The organism is Rosenbergiella sp. YN46 (assembly GCF_036620675.1).
Taxonomy (GTDB): domain Bacteria; phylum Pseudomonadota; class Gammaproteobacteria; order Enterobacterales; family Enterobacteriaceae; genus Jejubacter.
In genome coordinates, this window is sequence record NZ_JAZHEE010000010.1 from 45,764 (window position 1) to 70,321 (window position 24,558).

General features: G+C 56.5%; 21 protein-coding genes. 13 read left to right on the top strand and 8 right to left on the bottom strand.

Annotated features, from left to right (window positions below; all coding sequences use genetic code 11):
* Positions 1-2 precede the first annotated feature (2 nt).
* On the bottom strand, positions 3-1,208 hold the full coding sequence (csdA, locus tag V3W49_RS10090) for a cysteine desulfurase CsdA (RefSeq protein WP_500145219.1): 1,206 nt from the start codon (positions 1,206-1,208) through the stop codon (positions 3-5).
* 275 nt (positions 1,209-1,483) lie between these two features.
* On the opposite strand from csdA, the gene V3W49_RS10095 reads away from it, so the two are divergent.
* From V3W49_RS10095 to rlmM, 4 genes are all read left to right on the top strand, one after another.
* The gene (locus V3W49_RS10095; protein WP_500145220.1) at positions 1,484-1,711 is read left to right on the top strand and encodes a YgdI/YgdR family lipoprotein; all 228 of its coding nucleotides are present in this window, start codon (positions 1,484-1,486) and stop codon (positions 1,709-1,711) included.
* A gap of 424 nt (positions 1,712-2,135) precedes the next feature.
* On the top strand, positions 2,136-3,053 hold the full coding sequence (locus V3W49_RS10100) for a transcriptional regulator GcvA (protein ID WP_500145221.1): 918 nt from the start codon (positions 2,136-2,138) through the stop codon (positions 3,051-3,053).
* Between the two features lie 46 nt (positions 3,054-3,099).
* Positions 3,100-3,495 (top strand): DUF423 domain-containing protein, encoded by a 396-nt coding sequence (locus V3W49_RS10105; protein ID WP_500145222.1) that lies wholly within the window; start codon positions 3,100-3,102, stop codon positions 3,493-3,495.
* The gene (gene rlmM / locus V3W49_RS10110) at positions 3,488-4,588 is read left to right on the top strand and encodes a 23S rRNA (cytidine(2498)-2'-O)-methyltransferase RlmM (protein WP_500145223.1); all 1,101 of its coding nucleotides are present in this window, start codon (positions 3,488-3,490) and stop codon (positions 4,586-4,588) included. Before V3W49_RS10105 ends, rlmM begins: the two co-directional genes overlap by 8 nt.
* A gap of 7 nt (positions 4,589-4,595) precedes the next feature.
* On the opposite strand, the gene xni is transcribed toward rlmM, so the two are convergent.
* The 5 genes from xni to queF form a co-directional block, all read right to left on the bottom strand.
* Positions 4,596-5,351: a flap endonuclease Xni gene (gene xni, locus V3W49_RS10115; RefSeq protein ID WP_500145224.1), complete on the bottom strand. Its 756-nt coding sequence runs from the start codon at positions 5,349-5,351 to the stop codon at positions 4,596-4,598.
* Between the two features lie 105 nt (positions 5,352-5,456).
* Positions 5,457-6,824 (bottom strand): L-serine ammonia-lyase, encoded by a 1,368-nt coding sequence (locus V3W49_RS10120; protein WP_500145225.1) that lies wholly within the window; start codon positions 6,822-6,824, stop codon positions 5,457-5,459.
* A gap of 66 nt (positions 6,825-6,890) precedes the next feature.
* A complete protein-coding gene (locus tag V3W49_RS10125; RefSeq protein ID WP_500145226.1) occupies positions 6,891-8,186 on the bottom strand; it encodes an HAAAP family serine/threonine permease in 1,296 nt (431 codons plus the stop codon).
* A 457-nt stretch (positions 8,187-8,643) separates the two neighbouring features.
* Complete coding sequence (gene ppnN, locus V3W49_RS10130; protein WP_500145227.1) at positions 8,644-10,008, bottom strand: nucleotide 5'-monophosphate nucleosidase PpnN; 1,365 nt, start codon at positions 10,006-10,008, stop codon at positions 8,644-8,646.
* 83 nt (positions 10,009-10,091) lie between these two features.
* On the bottom strand, positions 10,092-10,937 hold the full coding sequence (queF, locus tag V3W49_RS10135; RefSeq protein ID WP_500145228.1) for an NADPH-dependent 7-cyano-7-deazaguanine reductase QueF: 846 nt from the start codon (positions 10,935-10,937) through the stop codon (positions 10,092-10,094).
* Between the two features lie 68 nt (positions 10,938-11,005).
* On the opposite strand from queF, the gene syd reads away from it, so the two are divergent.
* The 8 genes from syd to V3W49_RS10175 all read left to right on the top strand — a co-directional run bounded on the left by syd (position 11,006) and on the right by V3W49_RS10175 (position 20,369).
* Entirely contained in the window at positions 11,006-11,548 is a 543-nt protein-coding gene (gene syd / locus V3W49_RS10140; protein WP_500145229.1) for a SecY-interacting protein, read from the top strand.
* A gap of 1,616 nt (positions 11,549-13,164) precedes the next feature.
* On the top strand, positions 13,165-13,491 hold the full coding sequence (locus V3W49_RS10145; protein ID WP_500145230.1) for a YqcC family protein: 327 nt from the start codon (positions 13,165-13,167) through the stop codon (positions 13,489-13,491).
* Positions 13,491-14,297: a tRNA pseudouridine(65) synthase TruC gene (gene truC / locus V3W49_RS10150; RefSeq protein WP_500145231.1), complete on the top strand. Its 807-nt coding sequence runs from the start codon at positions 13,491-13,493 to the stop codon at positions 14,295-14,297. The genes V3W49_RS10145 and truC overlap by 1 nt, the downstream gene beginning before the upstream one ends.
* Positions 14,290-14,736 (top strand): flavodoxin, encoded by a 447-nt coding sequence (locus V3W49_RS10155; RefSeq protein ID WP_500145232.1) that lies wholly within the window; start codon positions 14,290-14,292, stop codon positions 14,734-14,736. Before truC ends, V3W49_RS10155 begins: the two co-directional genes overlap by 8 nt.
* 359 nt (positions 14,737-15,095) lie before the next feature.
* Complete coding sequence (locus V3W49_RS10160) at positions 15,096-16,484, top strand: MFS transporter (RefSeq protein WP_500145233.1); 1,389 nt, start codon at positions 15,096-15,098, stop codon at positions 16,482-16,484.
* Entirely contained in the window at positions 16,453-17,793 is a 1,341-nt protein-coding gene (locus V3W49_RS10165; RefSeq protein WP_500145234.1) for an enolase C-terminal domain-like protein, read from the top strand. The genes V3W49_RS10160 and V3W49_RS10165 overlap by 32 nt, the downstream gene beginning before the upstream one ends.
* 21 nt (positions 17,794-17,814) lie before the next feature.
* On the top strand, positions 17,815-19,155 hold the full coding sequence (gudD, locus tag V3W49_RS10170) for a glucarate dehydratase (RefSeq protein ID WP_500145235.1): 1,341 nt from the start codon (positions 17,815-17,817) through the stop codon (positions 19,153-19,155).
* Between the two features lie 71 nt (positions 19,156-19,226).
* Positions 19,227-20,369 carry a glycerate kinase gene (locus V3W49_RS10175; RefSeq protein WP_500145236.1) on the top strand — a complete coding sequence of 381 codons (1,143 nt, stop codon included), beginning with the start codon at positions 19,227-19,229 and terminating at the stop codon, positions 20,367-20,369.
* A gap of 245 nt (positions 20,370-20,614) precedes the next feature.
* Here V3W49_RS10175 and V3W49_RS10180 read toward each other — a convergent pair whose 3' ends face one another.
* Complete coding sequence (locus V3W49_RS10180; RefSeq protein ID WP_500145237.1) at positions 20,615-21,325, bottom strand: hypothetical protein; 711 nt, start codon at positions 21,323-21,325, stop codon at positions 20,615-20,617.
* A 69-nt stretch (positions 21,326-21,394) separates the two neighbouring features.
* On the opposite strand from V3W49_RS10180, the gene V3W49_RS10185 reads away from it, so the two are divergent.
* The gene (locus V3W49_RS10185) at positions 21,395-21,661 is read left to right on the top strand and encodes a hypothetical protein (protein WP_500145238.1); all 267 of its coding nucleotides are present in this window, start codon (positions 21,395-21,397) and stop codon (positions 21,659-21,661) included.
* A gap of 99 nt (positions 21,662-21,760) precedes the next feature.
* Here the strand turns inward: V3W49_RS10185 and barA are convergent, their stop codons facing one another.
* Positions 21,761-24,511, bottom strand: a complete 2,751-nt coding sequence (gene barA / locus V3W49_RS10190; RefSeq protein ID WP_500145239.1) for a two-component sensor histidine kinase BarA — start codon at positions 24,509-24,511, stop codon at positions 21,761-21,763.
* Positions 24,512-24,558: the final 47 nt, after the last annotated feature.

Sequence of the window (24,558 nt, forward strand, 5' to 3'; positions counted from 1 at the left end):
TTTCAGTCTCCCAGTATTTCCAGGGCCCGGTCGACGGCGTCGATAAGTTTCCCGACATCATCCCGGGTGTTATAGGGGGCAAAAGAGGCGCGCAGGGTGCCGCCGACGCCCAGCGCTGCCAGTAGCGGCTGGGCGCAGTGCTGCCCGGCCCGCAGCGCGATGCCGGACTGCGCCAGTAGCGTGATCATATCGGCATGGTGAATGCCTGCGAAGTCGAAGGCCAGCAGGCTGGCGTCCTGGAGCCGGAAACTGCGAAATCCGGGGCGCTGTGCCAGTGCTTCTTCAGCCAGCGTCGCCAGCCCCTGGCAGTAGCGTTCCGCTTCTGCCATATCCGTTTCACTCAGCCACGCCAGGGCGGCGCTGAGCCCCGTGACGCCAGCGATATTCGGCGTACCCGCCTCGAAGCGGTGCGGGACAGGCTGTGGAGTAAAGCCGTCGAAGCTGACCTTGTCCACCATTTTACCGCCGCCGAGCCAGGGGGGCATCGTTTCCAGCAGCGCTTCTCGTCCGTACAGTACGCCGATGCCGGTCGGCCCGTAAAGCTTATGGCCGGAAAAGGCATAGAAGTCGATATTGAGCCCGCGCACATCCGGCGGGCAGTGAACGATGCCCTGGGCGCCGTCCACCACCACGACCGCACCAGCCTCGTGGGCGTAGTCGATGGCGCGCGCCAGATCCGGACGACCGCCGGTGACGTTGGACATCTGCCCCAGCGCCAGGATGCGGGTACGTGAGCTAAGCAGCGCCGGTAGGCTGTCGATATCCGGCAGGCCGACGTCGGTGACGGGGAGTTTTACCACCCGGGCACCGGTCTGTTGGGCCACCATCAGCCAGGGGATCAGATTGGCGTGATGCTCGGCTTCGCTGACCAGAATCTCATCGCCGGATTGCAGCCGGGGGCGGGCGTAGCACTGGGCCACCAGATTAATCGATTCGGTGGCGCCGCGAGTCCAGACGATTTCCCGCGGGCTGGCGGCGTTAATCAACCCGGCTACCGCATCGCGCGCCGCTTCATAGCGGGCGGTGAGGTGCTGCGCCGCCTCATACTGGCTGCGGTGCACATTACCGGCGCTCAGGCTGTAAATTTGCTGGCTGGCATCGATAACCGGCTGGGGTTTCAGGGCGGTAGCGGCGCTGTCGAGGTAAACTCCTGCGTCGTCCAGCGCCGGGAACTGCGCGCGAAAGCGGGCAGGATTAAAAGCGTTCATGGCGATCCTCATACTGTTAGCCTGTGTCCCTAAACCCCCTTATAGCACTGGCGCTGAGCGAAAAGTTCGCTGGCAAGGCGGAGGGGGAAGGGCAGAGTGGCCCTCTGTTCAAGCCCGACCCTGAATGGATCGTGACGCATTTCGGCGTCGGGAACAACTATTGGATTACTCTGTTTTTTTACTCCATTTATCCGCCACTGGATTAAGCTTAGTAATGACGGATAACGGTTTCTGGCCGTTGCCCATCGTGGGCTACAGAATTTAAGGAGAAAAATATGAATAAGAAAGCGGTACTGTTCCTTTCTGCCTGCGCAATGACAGTCGCTTTGACTGCCTGCTCTGGCCCGAACTACATGATGCACACCAGCGATGGCCGTACCATTATCTCTGAAGGTAAACCGGTCACCGACAGTGAAACCGGTATGATTAGCTATGTTGATGCCGACGGCAATAAACAGCAGATCAACCGTTCCGACGTTCGTGAAATGGTGGAACTGGACTAGCGTTGCAGAACACTCGCGCCTGATGGCGTGACATATGGGCAGGCGGGGTAACGTCTGCCTTTTTTGTTCTGGTCGCGTTCTGGGGGAGTCTCGGGCAAAAAAAAAGCACCGCATCTGGCGGTGCTACATTAAATCACTATGGACAGACAGGGTAAATGTACAGAAAGTGAAATCAGGTAGCCCTGCTACCGTGGTCTGAATCGCAGACCAATTGCAAACACAACAACACAACATCACAACCGTAAGCCAAAAGCCCCCGAAACAAGTCCGTAAGCTTTTCGTTCCGGCTCAGGAAGTGGCGCCACTATAGGTATTTGCTGGTAGATGCTCAACGGACAATTTATAATGTCTCAGATAAAAAAAACTAATAGGTGAAACTTGTAGCCTATTTGTGTATTCGCATTAACAATTGGTATACAAAGCCATGTCCAAGCGATTGCCACCTCTTAACGCGCTGCGCGTTTTCGATGCCGCTGCCCGCCACCTTAGTTTTACTAAAGCGGCCGAAGAGCTCTTTGTCACTCAGGCTGCGGTCAGTCACCAGATTAAGTCGCTGGAAGACTTCCTTGGCCTGAAACTGTTCCGGCGCCGAAACCGTTCGCTGTTGCTGACGGAGGAAGGACAGAGCTACTATCAGGACATCAAAGAGATTTTTTCCCAACTGACCGAAGCGACGCGTAAGCTCCAGGCCCGTAGCGCCAGGGGGGCGCTGACGGTCAGTATGTTGCCAAGCTTTGCGATTCACTGGCTGGTGCCGAGACTGTCCAGCTTTAACGCCGAATGGCCGGGCATTGATGTGCGTATCCAGGCGGTGGATCGCGAAGAAGATAAGCTGACCGATGATGTGGACGTGGCTATTTTCTACGGTCGCGGTAACTGGCCGGGGCTGAGGGTGGAAAAGCTTTATGCCGAGTACCTGCTGCCGGTTTGTTCGCCGCTGCTACTGACCGGCGAAAAACCACTAAAAGCGCCGGCAGATCTGGCGCAGCATACGCTGCTGCATGACGCGTCGCGTCGTGACTGGCAGACCTGGATGCGCCAGATGGGGCTGGCGCATATTAATGTGCAGCAGGGGCCGATTTTCAGCCACAGCGCTATGGTGCTACAGGCGGCGATTCACGGCCAGGGGATCGCGCTGGCCAACAATGTGATGGCCCAGTCGGAGATCGAAGCGGGACGCCTGGTCTGCCCCTTTAACGATGTTCTGGTCAGTAAAAACGCGTTTTATCTGGTATGCCATGACAGCCAGGCTGAACTGGGTAAAATAGCCGCCTTTCGGCAGTGGATTCTGGCGCGTGCGGCCAGTGAGCAGGAAAAGTTCCGCTTTCGTTACGAACAATAGAACAGGACGCGCGCCAGGGTGTCGCGCACTTATTTAAGGTTAGATTATGACCAGCCGTTTTATGCTGATTTTCGCCGCGGTGAGCGGTTTTGTGTATGTGGCGCTGGGCGCATTTGGCGCTCACGTGCTGAGTAAATCTTTGGGAATGGCCGAGATGAACTGGATCCAGACCGGGCTTCAGTATCAGGCTTTCCACACGCTGGCGATTCTGGGCCTGTCGGTGGCGATGCAGCGTCGTATCAGTATCTGGTTTTACTGGAGCAGCGTCTTCCTGGCGCTGGGCACGGTGCTGTTCAGCGGTAGCCTGTACTGCCTGGCGCTTTCGCACCTGCGCCTGTGGGCCTTCGTTACGCCGGTGGGGGGCGTCAGCTTCCTCATTGGCTGGGTTCTGATGCTGATCGGCGCCATTCGCCTGAAGCGTAAGGGCGTGACCCATGAATAAGGTAATTCTTTACTGCCGGCAGGGATTCGAGAAAGAGTGTGCGGCGGAGATAACCGATAAAGCGGGGCGCCTGGAAGTTTATGGTTTCGCCAGGGTCAAGGATAACAGCGGTTATGTGATCTTCGAATGCTATCAGCAGGGGGAAGCGGACAAGCTGGGGCGCGAGCTACCGTTCAGTGGGCTTATCTTCGCTCGCCAGATGTTTGTGGCGGGCCCCCTGCTGGAAGATTTATCCCCGGAAGATCGCATTACGCCTATCGTCAGTGCTTTGACCAACGTAGTAGAGCGCGGCGGCGATCTGCGGGTCGAGGTAGCAGATACCAATGAAAGCAAAGAGCTGATGAAGTTCTGCCGCAAATTCACGGTGCCGCTGCGTTCCGCGCTGCGTAGCGCGGGCGTACTGGGTCGTCAGGACTCCGCACAGCGTCCGGTGGTTCACGTCTTCTTTATTGCGCCCGGCTACTGCTACACCGGCTATTCGTACAGCTTTAATAACTCACCTTTCTATATGGGAATTCCGCGTCTGCGTTTCCCGGCGGATGCCCCCAGCCGTTCCACTCTTAAGCTCGAAGAAGCGTTCCATGTTTTTATTCCCCATGACGAGTGGGACGAGCGTCTGGCTAACGGGATGCACGCGGTGGATCTTGGCGCCTGTCCTGGCGGTTGGACTTACCAACTGGTGAAACGCAATATGTGGGTCTACAGCGTGGATAACGGCCCCATGGCCCAGAGCCTGATGGATACCGGACAGGTGACCTGGCTGCGGGAAGATGGTTTTAAGTATCGCCCCACGCGTACCAATATCTCGTGGATGGTGTGCGATATGGTGGAAAAACCCGCCAAAGTTGCGGCGCTGATGGCTCAGTGGCTGGTAAACGGCTGGTGTCGTGAAACCATCTTTAATCTGAAGCTGCCGATGAAAAAACGCTATGAGGAAGTTTCCCGAAACCTTGAGTATCTGCAAAGTCAGCTTGATGAGGGAGGGATTAACGCCCGGATTCAGGCGCGCCAGCTCTATCATGACAGGGAAGAGGTGACCGTGCATGTCCAGCGGATGTGGGCGGCAGTCGGGGGGCGGCGCGACGAACGCTGAATCCGGTTTAGCGCGTCAGGCGTAGCTGTTGCAGATTGCCGTTGAGTTCAAGATCGGTTCGCAGCTGCGCCACTTTACGACTGATAAACGCCAGGTCGCGACCTTCGATCAGGCGTTTGCGCCATTTATTGTCGACTGCCTCCAGGTTTTCGTAGACGCCCTCCAGGGTTTGGTACTGGCCGATAAGCTGAACCGCGCTTTTGGGGCCAATGCCCGCCACGCCTGGAATCTTACTACTACTGATGCCCGCCAGCCCCCAGAAATCCGGCAACTGAGCGGGCTGTACGCCGAATTCACTATCGACGAATGGGGCATCCAGCCAGCGTTTCTGAAAGTAGTCCCGAACCCGAATGGCGGGCGACAGAAGCTGACAGTAGCCTTTATCGGTAGAGACAATAGTCACCTGCTGCCCGGCGCGCGCCACCTTTACCGCCAGGGTGGCCGCCAGATCGTCGGCCTCCTGGCCTTCCAGCTCCTGGCTGGCAACGCCCTGATCCTGAAACGCGGCGCGTAGCCTGGGCATCTCCTGATGCAGATCTTCAGGCATGGGAGAACGGCCAGCCTTATAGTCCGGCAGTATCTGATGGCGCCATCCTTCGCGGCGCGCTTCGTCGTCGAATACCGCCACCGCGTGGGTGGGTTGACAGTGGACAATCAGCTGCTGCAGCGCGTGTACGCAGCGCTCCTCGCACGGAGAACCCTGTACCGCATGAATACGACGAATCAGATTAAGCGCGTCGACGATAAGAAGATGAGCCGCCATCGTTTTTCCCCTGTCTGAAGAAGGAGTTAGCCTAACATAAATCGGGCCATGATGGGGATGAGAGGAACGGCCGACAGCGCAGAGGCACCGCCGGCCGCGAGGCGTTTAATCGCAGGCCAGCACTTTCATCGCCAGGCCGCCGCGTGAAGTTTCGCGGTATTTGGCGTTCATATCCTTGCCCGTCTCGTACATGGTCTCAATCACTTTGTCGAGGCAGACCCTTGGCGCGCTGGTGCGGCGTAGCGCCATCCGTGCCGAGTTGACCGCTTTGACTGACGCGATAGCGTTACGCTCGATGCAGGGCACCTGCACCTGGCCTGCCACCGGGTCACAGGTCAGGCCCAGGTTATGTTCCATGGCGATTTCCGCGGCGATACAGACCTGAGCCGGGCTACCACCCAGCAATTCCGCCAGACCGGCAGCAGCCATGGAACAGGCCACGCCAACTTCGCCCTGACAGCCCACTTCGGCACCGGAGATTGACGCGTTCATCTTATACAGCGAACCAATGGCGCTGGCGACCAGCAGGTAGCGCGACAGCGAGCCGGGGTTCACTTCGCGGATAAACTTATCGTAGTAGGCCAGCACCGCCGGGACTATCCCACAGGCACCGTTGGTCGGGGCCGTGACGACGCGCCCGCCAGCGGCGTTCTCTTCGTTAACCGCCAGCGCGAACATATTGATCCAGTCCACCACGGCCATCGGATCGGTACTGATTTTGTCCTGGCTCACCAGCATCCGACGCAGGGCGGCGGCGCGGCGCGGCACCCGCATCTTGCCCGGCAGCACCCCTTCGGTGTGAATACCGCGCTCAATACCGCCGCGCATCACCTCCCATACCCGGGCAAAATGCTGGTCCAGTTCCTGCTGGCTGTGCAGTGCCAGCTCGTTTCTCAGCATCAGTCCGGAAAGAGAAAGACCGGTATCCTGGCAGTGGCGCTGCAGGTCTTCGGCACTGGTATAGGGGTAAGGCACCGCCACCGGCGTGTCGTCGACCAGGCCAAAGTGGGCTTCGTCAACGATAAAGCCGCCGCCGATAGAGTAGTAAGTCTGGCTGTAGAGCACCTGATCGCCTGCCAGCGCGGTAATACGCATGCCGTTTTCGTGCAGCGACAGATTATCGGCATGGAAATTCATGCAGCAATCCACCGGGAATTCCACCTCGTGCTGGCCGTTAGCCAGCATCAGGCGGCCGAAGGTGTTCACACCCTGGATGAATTCGGGAATGGCGTCGATATCCACCGTATCGGGAAGATTACCTGCCAGCCCCATAATAATGGCGATATCGGTGTGGTGGCCTTTGCCGGTCAGGGACAGTGAGCCGTAAACGTCCACCACCACGCGGGTGACATCGTGCAGGAGTCCCTGCGCTATCAGGTCATCCGTAAACTGTTTACCCGCCTTCATCGGCCCTACAGTATGCGAACTTGAGGGGCCAATACCGATTTTAAAGATATCAAAAACACTAATCATAATGGTCACCGGTAGCAATAAGCATATCAGGGGGAGGGGGCGCCGCCTTCACGGCGCCCCGGGGGATTAACTGAACAGCGAGTAGAAGATAGCCGAGATAGCGATCAGGCCCATGATGACCACGAACACGTTGCTGATGTGGCCGCTGTACTTACGCATGGCCGGCACTTTGTGGATGGCGTACATTGGCATCAGGAACAGAATCATTGCGATAATCGGGCCGCCCAGGGTTTCAATCATGCCCAGGATGCTCGGGTTCAGGGTGGCCACAATCCAGGTGGTGACCAGCATGAACAGCGCCGTGATACGGTTCAGACGACCTTCTTCGATGCTCTTGCCGCGACCGCGCAGGGACTTAATCACCATTCCGTTAAAGCCTTCGCTGGCGCCCAGGTAGTGGCCCAGGAAAGATTTGGTGATGGCCACGATAGCGATGATCGGCGCCATCCAGGCGATGATCGGCGCGTTAAAGTGGTTTGCCAGATAAGAGAGAATTGAGATGTTCTGCTCTTTCGCCGCAGCAAGATCTGCCGGTGTCAGGCTCAGTACGCAGCTGAACACGAAGAACATGACCGTCAGCACCATCATAATGTGCGCGTAAGCCAGGATGCGGGAGCATTTCTTCTCGGCGTTATCGCCGTACTCTTCGCGCTTGGCGACCGCGAAGGAAGAGATGATCGGCGAATGGTTAAAGGAGAACACCATCACCGGAATCGCCAGCCACAGGGTCATCAGCAGACCGCTGCCGGTGTTGGCACTGTTGCTGAGCGACAGGGTTTCCAGTGCCGCGCCGTTCCACTGCGGAATCAGGTAGAAGGCCAGCAGCATCAGAACCGCGACAAACGGGAAGACCAGAATGCTCATCGCCTTAACGATCATCTGACGGCCGAAGCGGACAATGGTCATCATTCCGACGATCAGAATTAGTGACAGAATAGCGCGCGGCGGCGAAGTCATTCCCAACTGGTGGGTGATGAAGCTGTCTACGGTATTGGTGATAGCCACGCTGTAAACCAGCAGAATGGGGTAGATAGCAAAAAAATAGAGCAGGGTAATCAGTTTACCTGCGCCCACGCCAAAATGTTCTTCCACCACTTCCGTAATATCTTCACCCGGATTTTTGCCTGACAGCACAAAACGAGTCATGCCCCGGTGGGCGAAGAAGGTCATGGGGAAAGCCAGAATAGCCATGATGATCAGCGGTATCATGCCACCGACCCCGGCGTTAATCGGCAGGAACAGAACGCCTGCGCCGATCGCCGTGCCGTACAGGCCCAACATCCACATGGTGTCGGTCTTGCGCCAGGTACTGCTGCTTGCCGCGTCAACGGAAGCGATAGTGCTGGTTTGGGTGGTTTCCATAGAAGGTCTCCAGGGGGAACAAAAATAGCCAGGTGTTGGTTAATCACATTGCAAAAATGTAATACCGTAAAATGAAATCCTATTTCAGGCGGAGTTGTTGTGATTTTTGCCTGTTGTGATTTTCGGGCGGAAAGATACATCTACCTAAGAATTGTATCAGTGATCGCGATCTCAAATGCCATAAATACACTTCTGATGCGCAATTTGTTGGTGTTTTGTACTATATCAAAACAAATTCATAACACATATTGCCGGTTAGACTGGCATTAATAAAAGATGCAGGAAACCCAGAGTCAGGCAGCGCCTTACTTTTTACTAAGAAAAATGTGATAAACAGCATTTTCAGGCATTTAATGCGCTAACTGCATAATAATTGACGATATATGGTTTAACGAAAACGTTAACGTGACAGGGGCGGGAATAAAGAAAAGGGCGCCGCAAGCGCCCTGGAAAGTGATTAGCGACAAATTTCGTAGCAGGGGATATAGGTGCTGCCTGGCAGTTTCATGCGGTGCTGGGCGACAAAGCCCTGCAGCAGGGTATCCATATGCTGCATGATGCGCGGATCGCCATGAATACGGTAAGGGCCGAACTGTTCGATGGCGCGAATCCCCACCTCTTTGACGTTGCCCGCAACAATGCCGGAGAAGGCGCGGCGCAGATCCGCAGCCAGCTGTTCGGGGGGGCTGTCCGGATAAAGATTCAGGTTGGCCATGTTTTCGTGGGTTGGCTCAAATGGCACCTGAAGCTCTGGCGCAATGCGCATCGACCAGTTAAAGCCATAAGCGTCGCCGGTTTCGCGGCGGTTTTCTTTCACCTGCGGCATCGCTTTCTTCATCTGACGTGCGACCCGGGATGGGTCGTCGATAATGATTTCGTAGTGGCGGCGCGCCTTTTCGCCCAGGGTATTGACGATAAATTCGTCCAGTACCCGGAAGTAGTCGGCGCTCTCTTTCGGACCGGTGAGGATCAGCGGCAGAACCTGATTATGGTTGTGGGGATTCATCAGAATACCCAGCAGGTAGAGCAGTTCTTCCGCCGTACCTACCCCGCCCGGGAAGATGATGATGCCGTGGGCAATGCGGACAAAGGCTTCCAGACGTTTTTCTATATCCGGCATGATGATAAGCTCATTGACCAGCGGATTTGGCGGCTCGGCAGCGATAATCGACGGTTCGGTCATGCCGATAAAGCGCCCTTCTTTATAACGCTGCTGGGCGTGCCCCACCGCTGCGCCCTTCATGGGCGCTTCCATCGCACCCGGGCCGCAGCCGGTGCAGATATTCAGTTCGCGCAGTCCCAGTTCGTTGCCGACCTTACGCGCGTAAAGATACTCGCCTTCGTTAATAGAGTGGCCTCCCCAGCAGACCACCATATTGGGGGCTTCACCCACGTGCAGCGCCCGGGCATTACGCAGGATGGAGAACACCAGATTGGTGATGTGGGTGGAATCTTCCAGATTCAGGCGCTGGAAGCGTCCCGCCAGATCGATCTGCCCGCTGACAAACAGAATATCGCGCAGCACGGCAAACAGGTTAGCCTGCAATGAGCGGATGATACGACCGTCGACGAAGGCCTCTTCTGGCGGATTGATGAGCTCCAGTTTGACGCCACGCTCGCGGCGCAGCACGTTGATATCGAAATTTTCATAGCGCGACAGCAGCTCTTTGCTGCTGTCGGTCTGGCTGCCGGAGTTAAGCACCGCCAGCGAACAGTTACGGAATAGCTGATAGAGATCGCTACTGGCGGTACGCTTGAGCATATCGACTTCCAGCTGCGACAGCATGTCCATGGAACCGAGGGGACTGATATGTGTAATCAAGTGAACTCCTTATGGGACGAAAATCGCCGCTCCCTGCTGCCTACAATAGCCCGCCAGTGCGGTAGTTAACAACCCGCAACCGACTACTGGCGCACCAGACGTCCGGTGGCTGGCTGGAAGGGGACGTTGCTGCGCCAGGGGTTGATGTCCAGACCGCCGCGTCGGGTATAGCGGGCATAGACGCTTAGCTGTTCCGGCTGGCAGTAGCGCTGGATATCGCTAAAGATGCGCTCCACGCACTGCTCATGGAATTCGTTATGACGACGGAACGAGACCAGATAGCGCAGTAGCTTTTCGCGATCGATGCGCGGGCCGCGATAGCGGATCTGCACCGAGCCCCAGTCCGGTTGGTGGGTGATCAGACAGTTGGATTTCAACAGATGGCTGACCAGCGTCTCTTCGACCACTTCGTCGCTTGCCGCCTGCGCCAGCCAGTCGGCGTTAAAATCGTAGCTGTCGATAGCGATGGGCTGATCGTCGATGCATTCGCCATCAAAGCGGGCAACAGGCTCGCCTTCCAACTGCTGTAGCTTATAGAGACTGACTTCGACATCGCCCTGCGCGCAGGCGCTGAGATCGCCGACCAGGGTATCGCGCACCTGCTGCCAGCCCGCAAAACGGGTCTGGTTGAAGCTATTAAGGTAGAGCTTAAAGCTTTTGGATTCGATCAGGTTCAGGCTGTCGGCATTAAGCGAAACCTGGCCCACCGCCACCTGAGGCAGACCGCGCTCGTTCAGCCAGGAAAGCTCGTAGAGCGTCCAGATATCGGCTCCGTGGAACGGTAGAGACTCCGCCCGCAAACCGAGAGGATCGCGATTCAGGCTGCGTGGCACCGCCTGAAGCAGCGTGGCGTCCAGGGTATCTTTGTATTCGGTCGTTTTCCCCAGCGTCAGGCCGCTTAGCGCCTGATGGTTGTCATAATCAGACATGTTTCACCTTAGATAAAGCAGGTACACTATGAGCGCGTAGTGTAGCTTACCCGGGGGAGAGAGAAAAAGTGAGCGAAGTACAACAGGCGCTGGCCGATTTTACCCACCGCTATTGCGAAGCATGGCGGAATCAGAAGGGCGGTTGCCCACAAAGCCATGAACTGTATGGCATCCCTTCGCCCTGCATCGTGGAAACCGAAAGAGAGAGCGTGCGCTGGCAGCCTGTGCCGTTTAGCCTGGCGCAAAATCTGGATGCCGTTGAGCGGGCGCTGGAGATCCGAATTTGCGATGACGCCCAGGCGTTCTACACAACGCAGTTTGCTGGTGATATGATGGCTTCTTTCGGAAGATATCAACTTACGCTGCTCCAGCCCTGGAGCGAAGACGACTTTCTGCGTTTACAGGAAAATCTGATTGGCCACCTGGTCACCCAGAAGCGCCTGAAGCTGGCTCCCACGCTGTTTCTGGCGACCCTGGAAAGCGAGCTGGAGATCATCTCGCTGGCGAACCTGACGGGCGAAGTGGTGCTTGAAAAGCTCGGAACCACGCAGCGTCAGGTACTGGCTCCCTCGCTTATCGCATTTCTACAACAGCTTCGTCCCCAATGTTGAGCCAGGCGATTATTGCCCGCCATCATGTGAGATATATCTTACATGTCGTGTGAGATATTGTAGTCAAAAGCATCAGGGATAATCCCGCATACTTTATATGAATATATTGCTTATCAATGAATTAAAGATGCGCTTACGACTTTCGAATGAAGATTTCGCCTCGTTTCAGACTGTAAGCCCCTTGTTCAGTCGCGGGTTTTAAGGGAAGCTATAGTCATCGACAAGGATGTGAGGCCAGAGCGCTTATCAGGATGATGACCTCTGGAACGGGAACACGGCCAGGACGGTCGATACATGGAAAGGCTTCAGGATGAAGCAAGGATAGCGCAGGAGCGCATAAGGGACACCTCCAGGATGGAGAATGAGAGCCGGACGGGACAGAAGGCGGGTCAAGAAGACCAGAGCGTATGTCAGGGTGATGTCGCTTACATCAGGATGATGAGCAGGATGCTGGCGCAGGAGCGCAGGTCAGGACGGCCACTGGAAAAGTTGTCAGGGAAGAGCAGGGAGCACTGAAGGTAGCAGGATCGCTGCAAAACGAACCGGGGAGCATTGCTTTTAGCAATGCTCCCCTTTTTTATGGTTCATCGAGGATGAGTGTGGAGTGTTTGAAAGCGGAAACAAAAAACCGGCATCATATGATGATGTGGTGGTTTAGGGAAACTCCCTCTCCCTTCAGGGAGAGGGCCGGGGTGAGGGTGACAAGCAGCTCCGGCGCCCTGCTTCAGAACAGAAGCGGCAGAACATGACGATGCGGTGGGCTGTTCCGTTCATTGCCGGGAAACTCCCTTCACCGCCGGTGAACGGGCCTGGGGGCTCAGTCGCCGCTTCCCTGGCTGGCGACCTGGGCTCCCCGGCGGTAAAAAACGCCGCTGACGCGGGCCCCTCCGCTTATCACGCCGGGCTTTTCGGAACGGGCAAGAGTCGCCATCCATGGCGACCTTGTCCTGTCGCGACATCCTGTCGCTCCTCCGGCCCTTCGTGAACGCTTCGGCGTTTTTTAAGCCGGGTGGCGACACCCTCATCGCTTCAGCCGGGGTGCTCAAATACAACCAGCAATATCTTTACGGATGAATCCCGGGCAGAAGATCAAAGGCGGTGGACACTCTCCGGCCTGAAAATCGCCGGAGTATTTCCGGCAGCCAGGGTCAGCCCGACAGGACGTCGGGCTGAGGGTGTGCGGCACACGGAGGTGCCGTCACGCCCGACCCGTCCGGCGGACGGGAAAAGCGGAGGGGCCCGCGACAGCGGCGATTTTCACGCCGGAAAGCGGGGTTGTCAGGGGCGGCATTTGAGCCCATGACCCGTTCACCGGTTCCGCAACCGGCATAAGAGAAATCACCTTAAGGTGAACGGAACCTTCGCCAGCGCGACATATTTCTCCGGAATACGGCACATCACTGTGAATTCACCGGTGCTGCAACCGACATATAAAAATCCCCTTAAGGTAAACGGAACCTTCTCCTGCGCGACATACTCACCCGGAAGATAAGACAGCCGCCGGTAATTTCAGCTTCACGACAATCCGCGATGAACCTTTTTTATACCTGTTCGTCGGCATCCCGCCGCGTGCTATCCTTTGCTCCCTTTCCATATTCAGCATCATGAGGTACTCCATGGAACAGCATCGCGCCGTGCGTGAACGGCTTTTGCATCTTGAACAACTACTGCGCGAACAACAGCAGTGGCAGGAGACGGCGCCGGCGGCTGAAGCCTTTAACAGCGATCAACCTTTCTGTATGGATACGCTTACCCCCCATGAGTGGCTGCAATGGGTGCTACTGCCCCGAATGCATGCGCTGATCGACGCTCAGCAGCCGCTGCCGGAAAGCTTTGCCGTGGCACCTTACTATGAGGTGGCGCTGGTGGAAGGGCATCCCGGCCGTGACGATCTGTTAGCAGCGCTTCAGGCGCTGGATGCGCTATTTTCCGGAGAGCGGTAATGCTGGAGATCCTGTATCAGGATGAATGGCTGGTGGCCGTCAACAAGCCGTCTGGCTGGCTGGTGCACCGCAGCTGGCTGGATCGCGATGAACGTGTGGTGGTGATGCAGACGGTGCGCGATCAGATCGGGCGTCATGTCTTTACCGCTCACCGTCTGGACCGGCCGACCTCTGGCGTGTTGCTGATGGGGCTATCCAGCGAAGCGGGTCGCTTACTGGCCCAGCAGTTTGAAGCGCATCAGGTGCAGAAGCGCTATCACGCCATTGTTCGAGGCTGGCTGACGGAAACGGCGGAGCTGGACTATCCGCTGCGCGAAGAGCTGGATAAAGTCGCGGATAAATATGCCCGGGCAGACAGAGCCCCCCAGAGCGCCGTTACCCACTATCGCGGGCTGACCACCTGCGAAATGCCGGTGGCGGTCGGGCGCTATCCCTGTGCGCGCTACAGCCTGGTGGAGATGCTGCCGAAAACCGGGCGTAAGCACCAACTGCGCCGCCATATGGCGCACCTGCGCCATCCGATTATTGGCGATACCCGCCATGGCGATCTGCGTCAGAACCGCGGCGCGGCGCAGCATTTCGGCTGCGACCGCCTGATGCTGCATGCCAGCGAGCTTGCGCTGAATCATCCGGTCACCGGTGAGCCGCTGCGTCTGCGCGCCGGGCTGGATCGGGCCTGGATGACGGCGCTGGCGCATTTTGGCTGGCTTGGTGTTCTCCCCGACATTGAAAGGGTTGAGTTTCCCGAAGCTTACGGTCAGGATGAGGCGAGTTCGATAAACGAAGGAGCGCCAGGTCATGGCTGAAGTGGGCATTTTTGTTGGCACGATGTACGGTAATGCGTTGCTGGTGGCGGAGGAGGCTCAGGCCATCCTCGGTGAACAGGGACATCAGGTTAAGGTGTTTGAAGATCCGGGCCTGGAAGCGTGGCAGTATTATCGCAGCCACTATGTGCTGGTGGTGACCTCGACTACCGGCCAGGGGGATCTACCGGACGGGATCGTACCGCTGTTTGAAGCCATTAAAGAGATCGGCTGGCAGCCGGAATTGAAATACGGGATTATCGCGCTGGGTGACAGTACCTACGAGCGCTTCTGCGGCGGTGGCCGTCAGTTTGACGAACTGCTCCAGGAGCAGGGCGCTACCCGTATAGGCGAAATGTTGACCATCGACGCCAGTGAAGACCCGGAACCGGAAGTTATCTCCAACCCCTGGGTTGAAGGCTGGAGCAACTTACTGTCATAGACGATATTTTCAGAAACGGCGCGTCCTGCGCCGTTGCGCTTTCCTTTTTTCTGCAAACGAACCCGCTGATTTTTCGCCGCCGCCGGCGATTCCTTGCCATTCCGTGAAGCAACGCCCAGTCAGTTGTGCGGATGCCATAAACCGACCGCCACAGGGCGCGGAATCTTGTGGCGCTGCACGGTGAGAGGCCATTCCCCCTTTCTTTATACTTTTCCAGGCAGGAGTGAATCTGCTCAAAAATAAGCGCCGAATTACAGGGAAAGCCCGGGCGCCGTAACGCATAAACCATTCTGATTACCCTACAGGTTGTGCTGTTCAGAATGAAAAGTAGCTCAATGCTATTATTCAGGAGTACAACAATGAGTACATATCAAACGGCGGAGAGCGTCGCTGGAAAGCGCACTAATGCTCGCTACTGGATAGTGGTGATGTTGTTTATCGTCACTTCGTTTAACTATGGGGACCGCGCCACGCTGTCGATTGCCGGTTCGGAAATGGCCCGCGATATCGGGCTGGATCCGGTCGGTATGGGGTATATCTTTTCCGCCTTCTCCTGGGCCTATGTGATAGGCCAGATTCCCGGCGGCTGGTTACTGGATCGCTTTGGATCGAAACGGGTTTACTTCTGGTCGATCTTTATCTGGTCGCTGTTCACCCTGCTACAGGGATTCGTCGATATCTTTAACGGCTTCGGCATCGTGATGGCACTGTTTATGCTGCGTTTCCTGGTGGGGCTGGCGGAAGCGCCGTCGTTCCCGGGTAACAGCCGCATCGTCGCCGCTTGGTTTCCGGCCCAGGAGCGTGGAACTGCGGTAGCTGTTTTTAACTCGGCTCAGTATTTCGCCACGGTGATCTTTGCACCGATTATGGGGTGGCTGACCCATGCGGTGGGCTGGCAGCACGTCTTCTTCTTTATGGGGGGCTTAGGCATCATCATCAGCTTTATCTGGCTGAAGGTCATCTATAACCCAACGGAGCATCCGAAGGTCAACAAACAGGAGCTGGACTACATCGAAGCGGGCGGAGCGCTGGTTAATATGGACCAGGCGAGCGGCAAATCCCAAACCTCCCTGCGCGAGAAGATGAGCCAGATAGGCCAGCTGTTCACCTCCCGAATGATGGTGGGGGTTTACCTTGGCCAGTATTGTATCAACGCGCTGACCTACTTCTTTATTACCTGGTTTCCCGTTTATCTGGTACAGGCGCGCGGCATGTCGATTCTGCAGGCGGGATTTATCGCCTCGGTTCCGGCAGTGTGCGGCTTTATCGGCGGGGTGCTGGGCGGGGTGATTTCCGACTGGCTGATGCGCCGTACCGGTTCGCTGAACATTGCCCGTAAAACGCCGATAGTCTGCGGGATGCTGCTGTCTACCTCGATGGTGATGTGTAACTACGTTCAGGCTGAATGGATGGTGGTGGGCTTTATGGCTGCGGCCTTCTTTGGCAAAGGCATTGGCGCATTGGGCTGGGCGGTCATGGCCGATACCGCGCCTAAAGAAATTAGCGGTCTGAGCGGCGGTCTGTTCAATATGTGCGGCAACCTGTCGGGCATCGTCACGCCTATCGCTATCGGCTATATCGTGGGCGTCACCGGCTCATTTAACGGTGCGCTGGTTTATGTGGGCATTCACGCGCTGGTCGCGATTTTCAGCTTCCTGTTTATCGTCGGCGATATCAAACGTATTGAACTGAAACCGAAAAAACGGGAGGAAGCCCATGAGCACAGCATCAAGCCCGACTATCACTGAGATGCGGGTGATCCCGGTTGCGGGGCACGACAGCATGTTGCTGAATATCGGCGGTGCCCATGCGCCGTTCTTTACCCGCAACATTGTGGCCCTGACCGATAACGCAGGCCAGGTGGGGCTGGGGGAAGCGCCGGGCGGCGAAACCATTCGTCGCACCCTGGAACAGGCGATTCCGCTGGTGGTGGGCCAGCCGGTGGCGCGAATGAACCGACTGGTGCAACAGGTGCATCTGGGCAATCAGTCTGCGGATTTCGACGCTTTCGGTCAGGGGGCCTGGACCTTCGAACTGCGGGTTAACGCGGTGGCGGCGCTGGAAGCGGCGCTGCTGGATCTGCTGGGAAAAGCCCTGAATGTGCCGGTCTGCGAGCTGCTGGGGCCGGGGCGTCAGCGCGATGAAGTCACGGTGCTGGGTTATCTGTTCTACATCGGCGATCGCCAGAAAACGCCGCTGCCTTATCAACAAGGAAGCCGCAGTGGACATTCCTGGTATCATCTGCGCCATCAGGAGGCGCTGAACGCACGGGCTATCGTTGAACTGGCGCAGGCGGCCCAGGATCGCTATGGCTTTAAGGATTTCAAACTGAAAGGGGGCGTGCTGCCCGGTGAGCAGGAGCTGGATGCAGCGCGGGAGCTTAAGCGATGCTTCCCCGATGCGCGTATTACGGTCGATCCCAATGGTGCCTGGCACCTTGATGAAGCCATCGCGCTGTGTCGTGATATGAAGGATGTGCTGACTTATGCCGAAGATCCCTGCGGCGCAGAGCAGGGTTACTCCGGGCGCGAAGTGATGGCGGAATTCCGCCGGGCGACCGGTTTGCCGGTCGCCACCAATATGATCGCCACTAACTGGCGAGAGATGGGGCATGCCATCATGCTTAACGCGGTGGATATTCCGCTGGCCGATCCGCATTTCTGGACTCTGAGCGGTGCAGTGCGAGTGGCGCAGATGTGCGATGAGTGGGGGCTGACCTGGGGCTGCCATTCCAACAACCACTTTGATATTTCGCTGGCGATGTTTACCCATGTAGGGGCAGCGGCGCCGGGCAAACCCACCGCCATCGATACCCACTGGATCTGGCAGGAGGGCGAAGCACGCCTGACCCGGGAGCCGCTGGAGATTCGCGGCGGCAAGATTACCGTACCGCAGGGGCCGGGGTTGGGCATTGAGCCGGACTGGCAACGTATTGAGCAGGCGCACCAGCTTTATTGCTCGCTGCCCGACGGCGCGCGTAACGATGCGGAGTCGATGCAGTATCTGGTGCCCGGCTGGAAATTTGACCGCAGGCGTCCCGCTTTCGGTCGCGGATAATTCGAAGAAGGAAAACCAACAATGACGATACACCATTCCACGCCGGTCGTGACGGAGATGCAGGTGATTCCGGTTGCCGGACACGACAGTATGCTGATGAACCTGAGCGGCGCCCACGGCCCGTTTTTTACCCGCAATATTGTCATTATCAAAGATAATTCAGGGCATACCGGAGTGGGCGAAATTCCCGGCGGCGAGAAGATCCGTAAGACACTGGAAGATGCCGCAGCGCTGGTATGTGGTAAAACCCTGGGAGAATACCGCAATGTGCTGAGCGCGATACGTCGCGCCTTTGCCGATCGCGATGCCGGTGGTCGGGGCCTGCAAACCTTTGATCTCCGCACCACTATCCACGTGGTGACCGGTATCGAAGCCGCTATGCTCGATCTGCTGGGCCAGCATCTTGGGGTCAACGTGGCCACTCTACTGGGCGATGGTCAGCAGCGCGATGAAGTCGAAATGCTGGGCTATCTGTTCTATGTCGGGGATCGCAAACGTACGGATTTGCCTTACCAGAGTCAGCCAGATGAGCGCTGCGACTGGTATCGCCTGCGTCATGAAGAAGCGATGACGCCGGAGGCGGTGGTGCGTCTGGCCGAAGCCGCTTACGAAAAATATGGTTTTAACGACTTTAAACTTAAGGGCGGGGTGCTGGAGGGCAGTGAAGAGGCTGAAGCTGTGACCGCGCTGCATGCCCGCTTCCCGGAGGCGCGGGTTACCCTCGACCCTAACGGCGCCTGGTCGCTGGATGAGGCGATTCGTCTGGGTAAGCAGTTGCGCGGCGTGCTGGCGTATGCCGAGGATCCCTGTGGCGCCGAGCAGGGCTATTCCGGGCGCGAAATTATGGCCGAGTTCCGTCGCGCCACCGGTCTGCCCACTGCCACCAATATGATTGCTACCGACTGGCGGCAAATGGGTCATACTTTGTCACTCCAGTCGGTGGATATTCCGCTGGCCGACCCCCATTTCTGGACTATGCAGGGCTCGGTTCGGGTCGCTCAGATGTGCCACGAATTTGGTCTGACCTGGGGTTCGCACTCCAATAACCACTTCGATATTTCGCTGGCGATGTTCACCCATGTGGCCGCTGCGGCGCCAGGCGACATTACCGCTATCGACACCCACTGGATCTGGCAGGAAGGCAATCAGCGCCTGACGCGTCAGCCGCTGGAAATTAAAGGCGGTAAGGTACAGGTGCCTCAGATGCCGGGGCTGGGCGTGGAACTGGATATGGACCAGGTGATGCGGGCCCATGAGCTGTATCAGAAGCAGGGGCTGGGCGCGCGCGACGACGCGGCGGCCATGCAGTATCTGATCCCCGACTGGCGCTTTGATAATAAACGCCCCTGTATGGTGCGTTAAGCAGGAATAGCCCGGGTCGTGATGACCCGGGTACCGAGCCCCGGGCGGGGCGTGGAGCATAAGGAGCGCCGATGAAGATCGTTATTGCGCCCGACTCCTGGAAAGAGAGTCTGAGCGCGCTGGAAGTGGCAGACTGCATTGAGCAGGGATTTCGGGATATATTCCCCGGGGCGCATTATGTTCGGTTACCGGTGGCGGATGGCGGAGAAGGAACCGTTGAGGCGATGATTGCCGCCACTGGCGGGCGGCGGGTCGCGCTTGACGTCACCGGGCCGTTAGGGGAGCGGGTGGCCGCTTTTTATGGTCTTTCCGGGGATGGCGATTGCGCCTTTATCGAAATGGCGGCGGCCAGCGGTCTGGAATTGCTGCCAATGGCGCAGCGCAACCCGTTAATCACCACTTCCTGGGGTACCGGCGAACTGATTTGCCATGCGCTGGAATCTGGTGTGAAGCACATCATTATCGGTATCGGCGGAAGCGCCACCAATGACGGCGGCGCCGGTATGCTACAGGCGCTGGGCGTCAGTCTGCGTGATGCGCAGGGGCGGGAGCTGGAACGCGGCGGCGCAGCGCTGGCTCAATTAAGCGCCATTGATATCAGCGGCCTGCGCCCGGAACTGGCGCACTGCCATATCGATGTGGCCTGCGATGTCACTAACCCTTTAACCGGTGAACAGGGGGCTTCGGCGGTGTTTGGTCCCCAGAAGGGAGCGACGCCGGAGATGGTGGTTCAGCTTGATGCAGCACTGATAAACTTTGCCCGGGTGGTGCGACAGGTGTTGGGCACGGAGATTCAAAACCTGCCCGGCGGTGGGGCGGCTGGTGGAATGGGGGCGGCGCTGTACGCTTTCTGCGACGCCAGGCTGCGCCCCGGGGTGGAAATAGTCACCGGTGCGCTGAAGCTGGAACAGCAGGTGTGTGACGCAGATCTGGTGATTACCGGCGAAGGGCGCATCGACAGCCAGTCAGTTCAGGGCAAGGTACCGTTCGGTGTAGCGCAGGTCGCCCGCCGCCACAATAAACCCACAATCGCCATTGCCGGAAGCCTGGCCCCGGATGTGGACGTGGTGCATCAACACGGTATTGATGCAGTATTCAGCGTCATTAACAGCATCTGTTCGCTGGAGGAGGCGCTGGATAACGCCGCAGAGAATCTGCGCGCCACGGCGCGTAATATCGCTGCCGCTCTGGCGGTGGGGCAGCGGCTGGGGTGAGATTCCCTCGTTATCGGTTTTCTCCGCCCGGGCGGAGAAAATCACTTCATCAACCACTCATCTGATTAATGGCTAAACCCACTTGCTGTATCGGATATAGAGATATGCAACGATGATGACCCATAGCACCGTGAGAAGCCCCGGGTAAAAAGGAACAAAGCGGACAATAAGATATGCCCCTATTATACTTATTATAATAGGGATGAGATAAAAAAAAGACTGCAATAACCAAAGGAACAGGCGTTTCATTTTTTTAGTATCTCATATAAAGCATCTGCTATTTTTTCCCGGTTATTATCACCAGATTGTATTTGATAAATTATTTTTGACATGTATGGCTCAATGGTATAATAAAGCATTTCAAGATTTTCTTTATATAATAACTGGTAGTATTCTGGATCCTGGAGTTTTAGCTTATTCGCTGCTGAGGCCGCTAACTGGGCTTTTGAATAAATTGTTGTCCCCGTAATAAACCATGAAGCAAATTTATTTACCATGTTGATATGAGCTTCTTTAAAATCACCCGTGCTGACAATAAATTTTGCGATGGTAATTGCCAGAGCCATATTGCTGACTTTACTTGCTGCTTTGTGGGCAACTATCCCCATTTTTTCGTGAAGAAAAGATGCCAGGTCATTAGCCTTAGTGTTATCGATTCTTTTAAGAGTTTTGCTGAAGTAGATAGATATCATATCAACAACGACATCCTGACGATGATAGATTTCACCGACAGCCAGAAGTAAACGTTCATCTTCCTTCATCATGTCACGACAGGCGCTACGATAGTATTCATCCGGAATCAGGCATGAGCCGTAGTTGATAAGCCGCTGCCCACCCATTTTCACACTGCTGATCGTGGAGACCAAATTTCCGTGGATGCTTTTAATAGAGTTTGTCAGCTCTATCGCTAATTGCCTTTTAGATTGCATCTGTAGCTGAAGATAGGTTTGTGACACCTTACACCCCTTGATGTATCATCTTTGTTATATAATTGATCGTTCTGGGTTGAAAGGGCAAGGTTAAAGATGGGAAGTAAAAAGAAAACAACAGGTTACGTTATAGTTGCGATCATTTTCTTTTTTGTAATCCCTGAAATCGCCTTTCGTACCCTCTCCCCTGAACATCTTGCCTGGTTGGGTTTTATGACAAGCTTTGGTGGGGTGATAAACCCTCTTCTGTCCGTGATGATCTTCATGGGAGTTTTGTCTGTTGTATTAGGAGTTGTAGCAGCCTGTTTTTTGGGCAAAATTTATCGAGTAGTGTCACGTTCTGCCCGTCACTCAGACAGATAACGAATGACGAGATATTCCCCGATTACCTGACCAGGTATCAGGGAGATCGGAAAAGTGTTTACATGTATCCATAAGCCCTCCGAAAGGAGGGCTAAAAACCTACTTCAACCGCTGACAGGCCTCTCTGGTCACATTATCCATCTCATCCAGCAGCTCCAGCAGTTCGGGTTCCAGCTGTTGCGGCGCAGCGCCGCTGCCTAGCTGCTGTTCCAGCAGGAAACAGAGGTTCTTCAGGCGCGGCACGCCGCTGTAGCTGCAACTGCCGTGCAGCTTATGGATGATGTCGATAAGCCCGCCGGGCTCTTCCCCGGCCAGTTGAGCCTCGACGGTATTACGCACTTCCGGCAGAAACGACAGCAGCATACTCAGCATTTCATGGGCCAGATCCGTCTTGTTGGCCGCCTGACGCAGCGCCAGCGACCAGTCCAGAGTGGCGTTGGGGTCGCTTTCAGGCATCTGCTCTTTGGCAAGCGGCTGAGGCAGCCTGGCGCCGGGTTGATAGCGCTGCAACAGGGCACACAGCTTCTCTTCATCGATAGGCTTTGCCAGATAATCGTTCATCCCGGCGCTCAGCAGCTTTTCTTTCTGGCCCGCCATGGCGTGGGCGGTAACGGCGATAACCGGCGTTTTATTATGCTGGGGGATCTGGCGAATCAGTTCACAGGCGCGGATGCCATCCATTCCTGGCATCTGGATATCCATCAGCACCAGGTCGAAGCCCATCAGGCGCGCCTGCTCAATGGCGGCGGTACCGCTTTCGCATAGCACGACATGGCGCACCCGGTCTTCCAACAGCGCGCCGATAAGCTTCAGGTTGGCCGGGTTATCGTCCACGGCCATCACCGTCATCGGCAGTCGTACGTCGTCGCGAATGGCGCTGGCAGGCGGTATCAGCTCGCTGTGATGCTCCAGCAACAGCGGCATCAGTCGGGTCTGAGTGACAGGCTTAATCATACAGGCCGAAGCACCGCCCTGTTTTAGCTGTTCGGCGTTAATCAGCGCGTGGCAGGGCAGGGCGAGGATCAGGCAGGAAGACATGCGGGCCGCGCTGACAAGCCAGCTATCCTCCATTGAAAGCGGTTTGCGATCGGTAACCGGAACCCCAATCAGCATAAAATCATACTGTTTTTCCGGCAGATCGCTGAGCGTGGCGCCCCAGGTCACCTGTAGCGGCGTACTGGCCAGCATATCCAGAGTTCCCTGGGCAGCGGCGGTATTGGGTTCAATGTAAGCGAGGTGCTTACCGGCCAGTACGGTCAGCGTTGTGCCATCCGGTACGGCGTTGGGATTCAAATCCAGATTGATATGGAACCAGAAGGTGGATCCGCGTCCCGGCTGACTGTGGAACGAAATATCGCCGCCCATTTCGCGCACCAGCCTTTGGGTAATGGCCAGCCCCAACCCGGTACCGCCGTGGCGTCGGGAGATACTGGCGTCGGCCTGGCGAAAGGCCTGGAACAGCCGCGACTGATCTTTTTCCGGAATACCGATTCCGGTATCGCGAATCTGTACCTCGATTTGCAGCTTGTTATTACCCATGGCGCGCTGCTCCACCACCAGGTCGATATTGCCGCTCTCGGTAAACTTAATGGCGTTACCCACCAGATTAGTCAGAATCTGCTGCAGACGCAGCGGGTCGCCAATCACGTTATCAGGGACATTGCTGCCGATATCCAGCGTCAGCTCCAGCCCTTTATCGTGGGCGGCGTGAGCCAGTAGCGTCACGGTTTCATCCAGCGTACCGCGCAACAGGAAAGGGATGCTTTCCAGAATAAGCTTACCGGCTTCCAGTTTAGAAAAGTCGAGTACGTCGTTAATAATATTCAGCAGATTATTGGCCGAACGCTCAATGGTATTCAGGTGGTCGCGCTGGGTGCCGGACAGATCGGTTTTTAGCGTCAGCCGGGTAAAGCCGATAACGCCATTGAGCGGCGTGCGCAACTCGTGGGACATATTGGCCAGGAACTCTGATTTAATGCGGGCCGCTTCCTGAGCGCGCTTTTTCGCCAGATCCAGTTCGACGTTCTGAATCTCCATCTGTTCCAGGGTTTCCCGCAGATCGGAAGTGGCCTGGTCGACATTATGCTGCATCTCTTCATGGTAAGCCGTCAAAGACATCGCCATGGCGTTAATGCCGTTTTTCAGCATATCGAGTTCGCCTAGCATAAAGCCTTCCACCCGGCTGTCGAGCTGGCCGCGGCGAATACGGTCAACGGTGTTCACCATATTGCGGATAGGGCCGGTTACATCACGCATGAGTCGCCAGGCGAAGATCATGGCGATACCCATACAGAGCAACACCAGTAGGGTTGAAGTGAGAATTTCCTTATACTGCTGCAGGCGCACCGAACGGAGATCCAGTTCCAGCGCCACATAGCCCAGCATATTGTTGGCGGGTTTGGCTTCGGTTATCTCCGATTCATCCGGCGAGTAGCGTTCGGAAATGATGGGCGTGCGCAGAATAATATCGTCGCCGCGCCGGGTGACCGTCAGCTTTCTGGGCTGGGGTGCCCCTTCCGGCAGCCTCAGCAGAGAGTGATCGAGCTGATAATTCGAGGTCACAAACAGTCGGTTATTTTCGTCGTAGACTGAAATACCGCGCACGATATCGGAATGGCGGCGATGCAGCACGCTGACCAACTGGCGGATTGACTCCCGGTTGTGGAAGCTCATGCCATACTCGCTGGAGACGGCGAGGGGCTCGATGATACTGGCGCCCGCGCCTTCCAGTTGACGCTGCAGATCGTTATAGCGGTGAACCACGAAAAAGACGCTGAGCAGCAGACCGATAAGCACGGTAGGCGCCAGAATCAGAATCATCATGCGTGCCCGCAGGCTGTAGTTGGTCATGGGGTTCCGATATGGGACAATTAAGAAAATAGTAAAAAGGTACTACA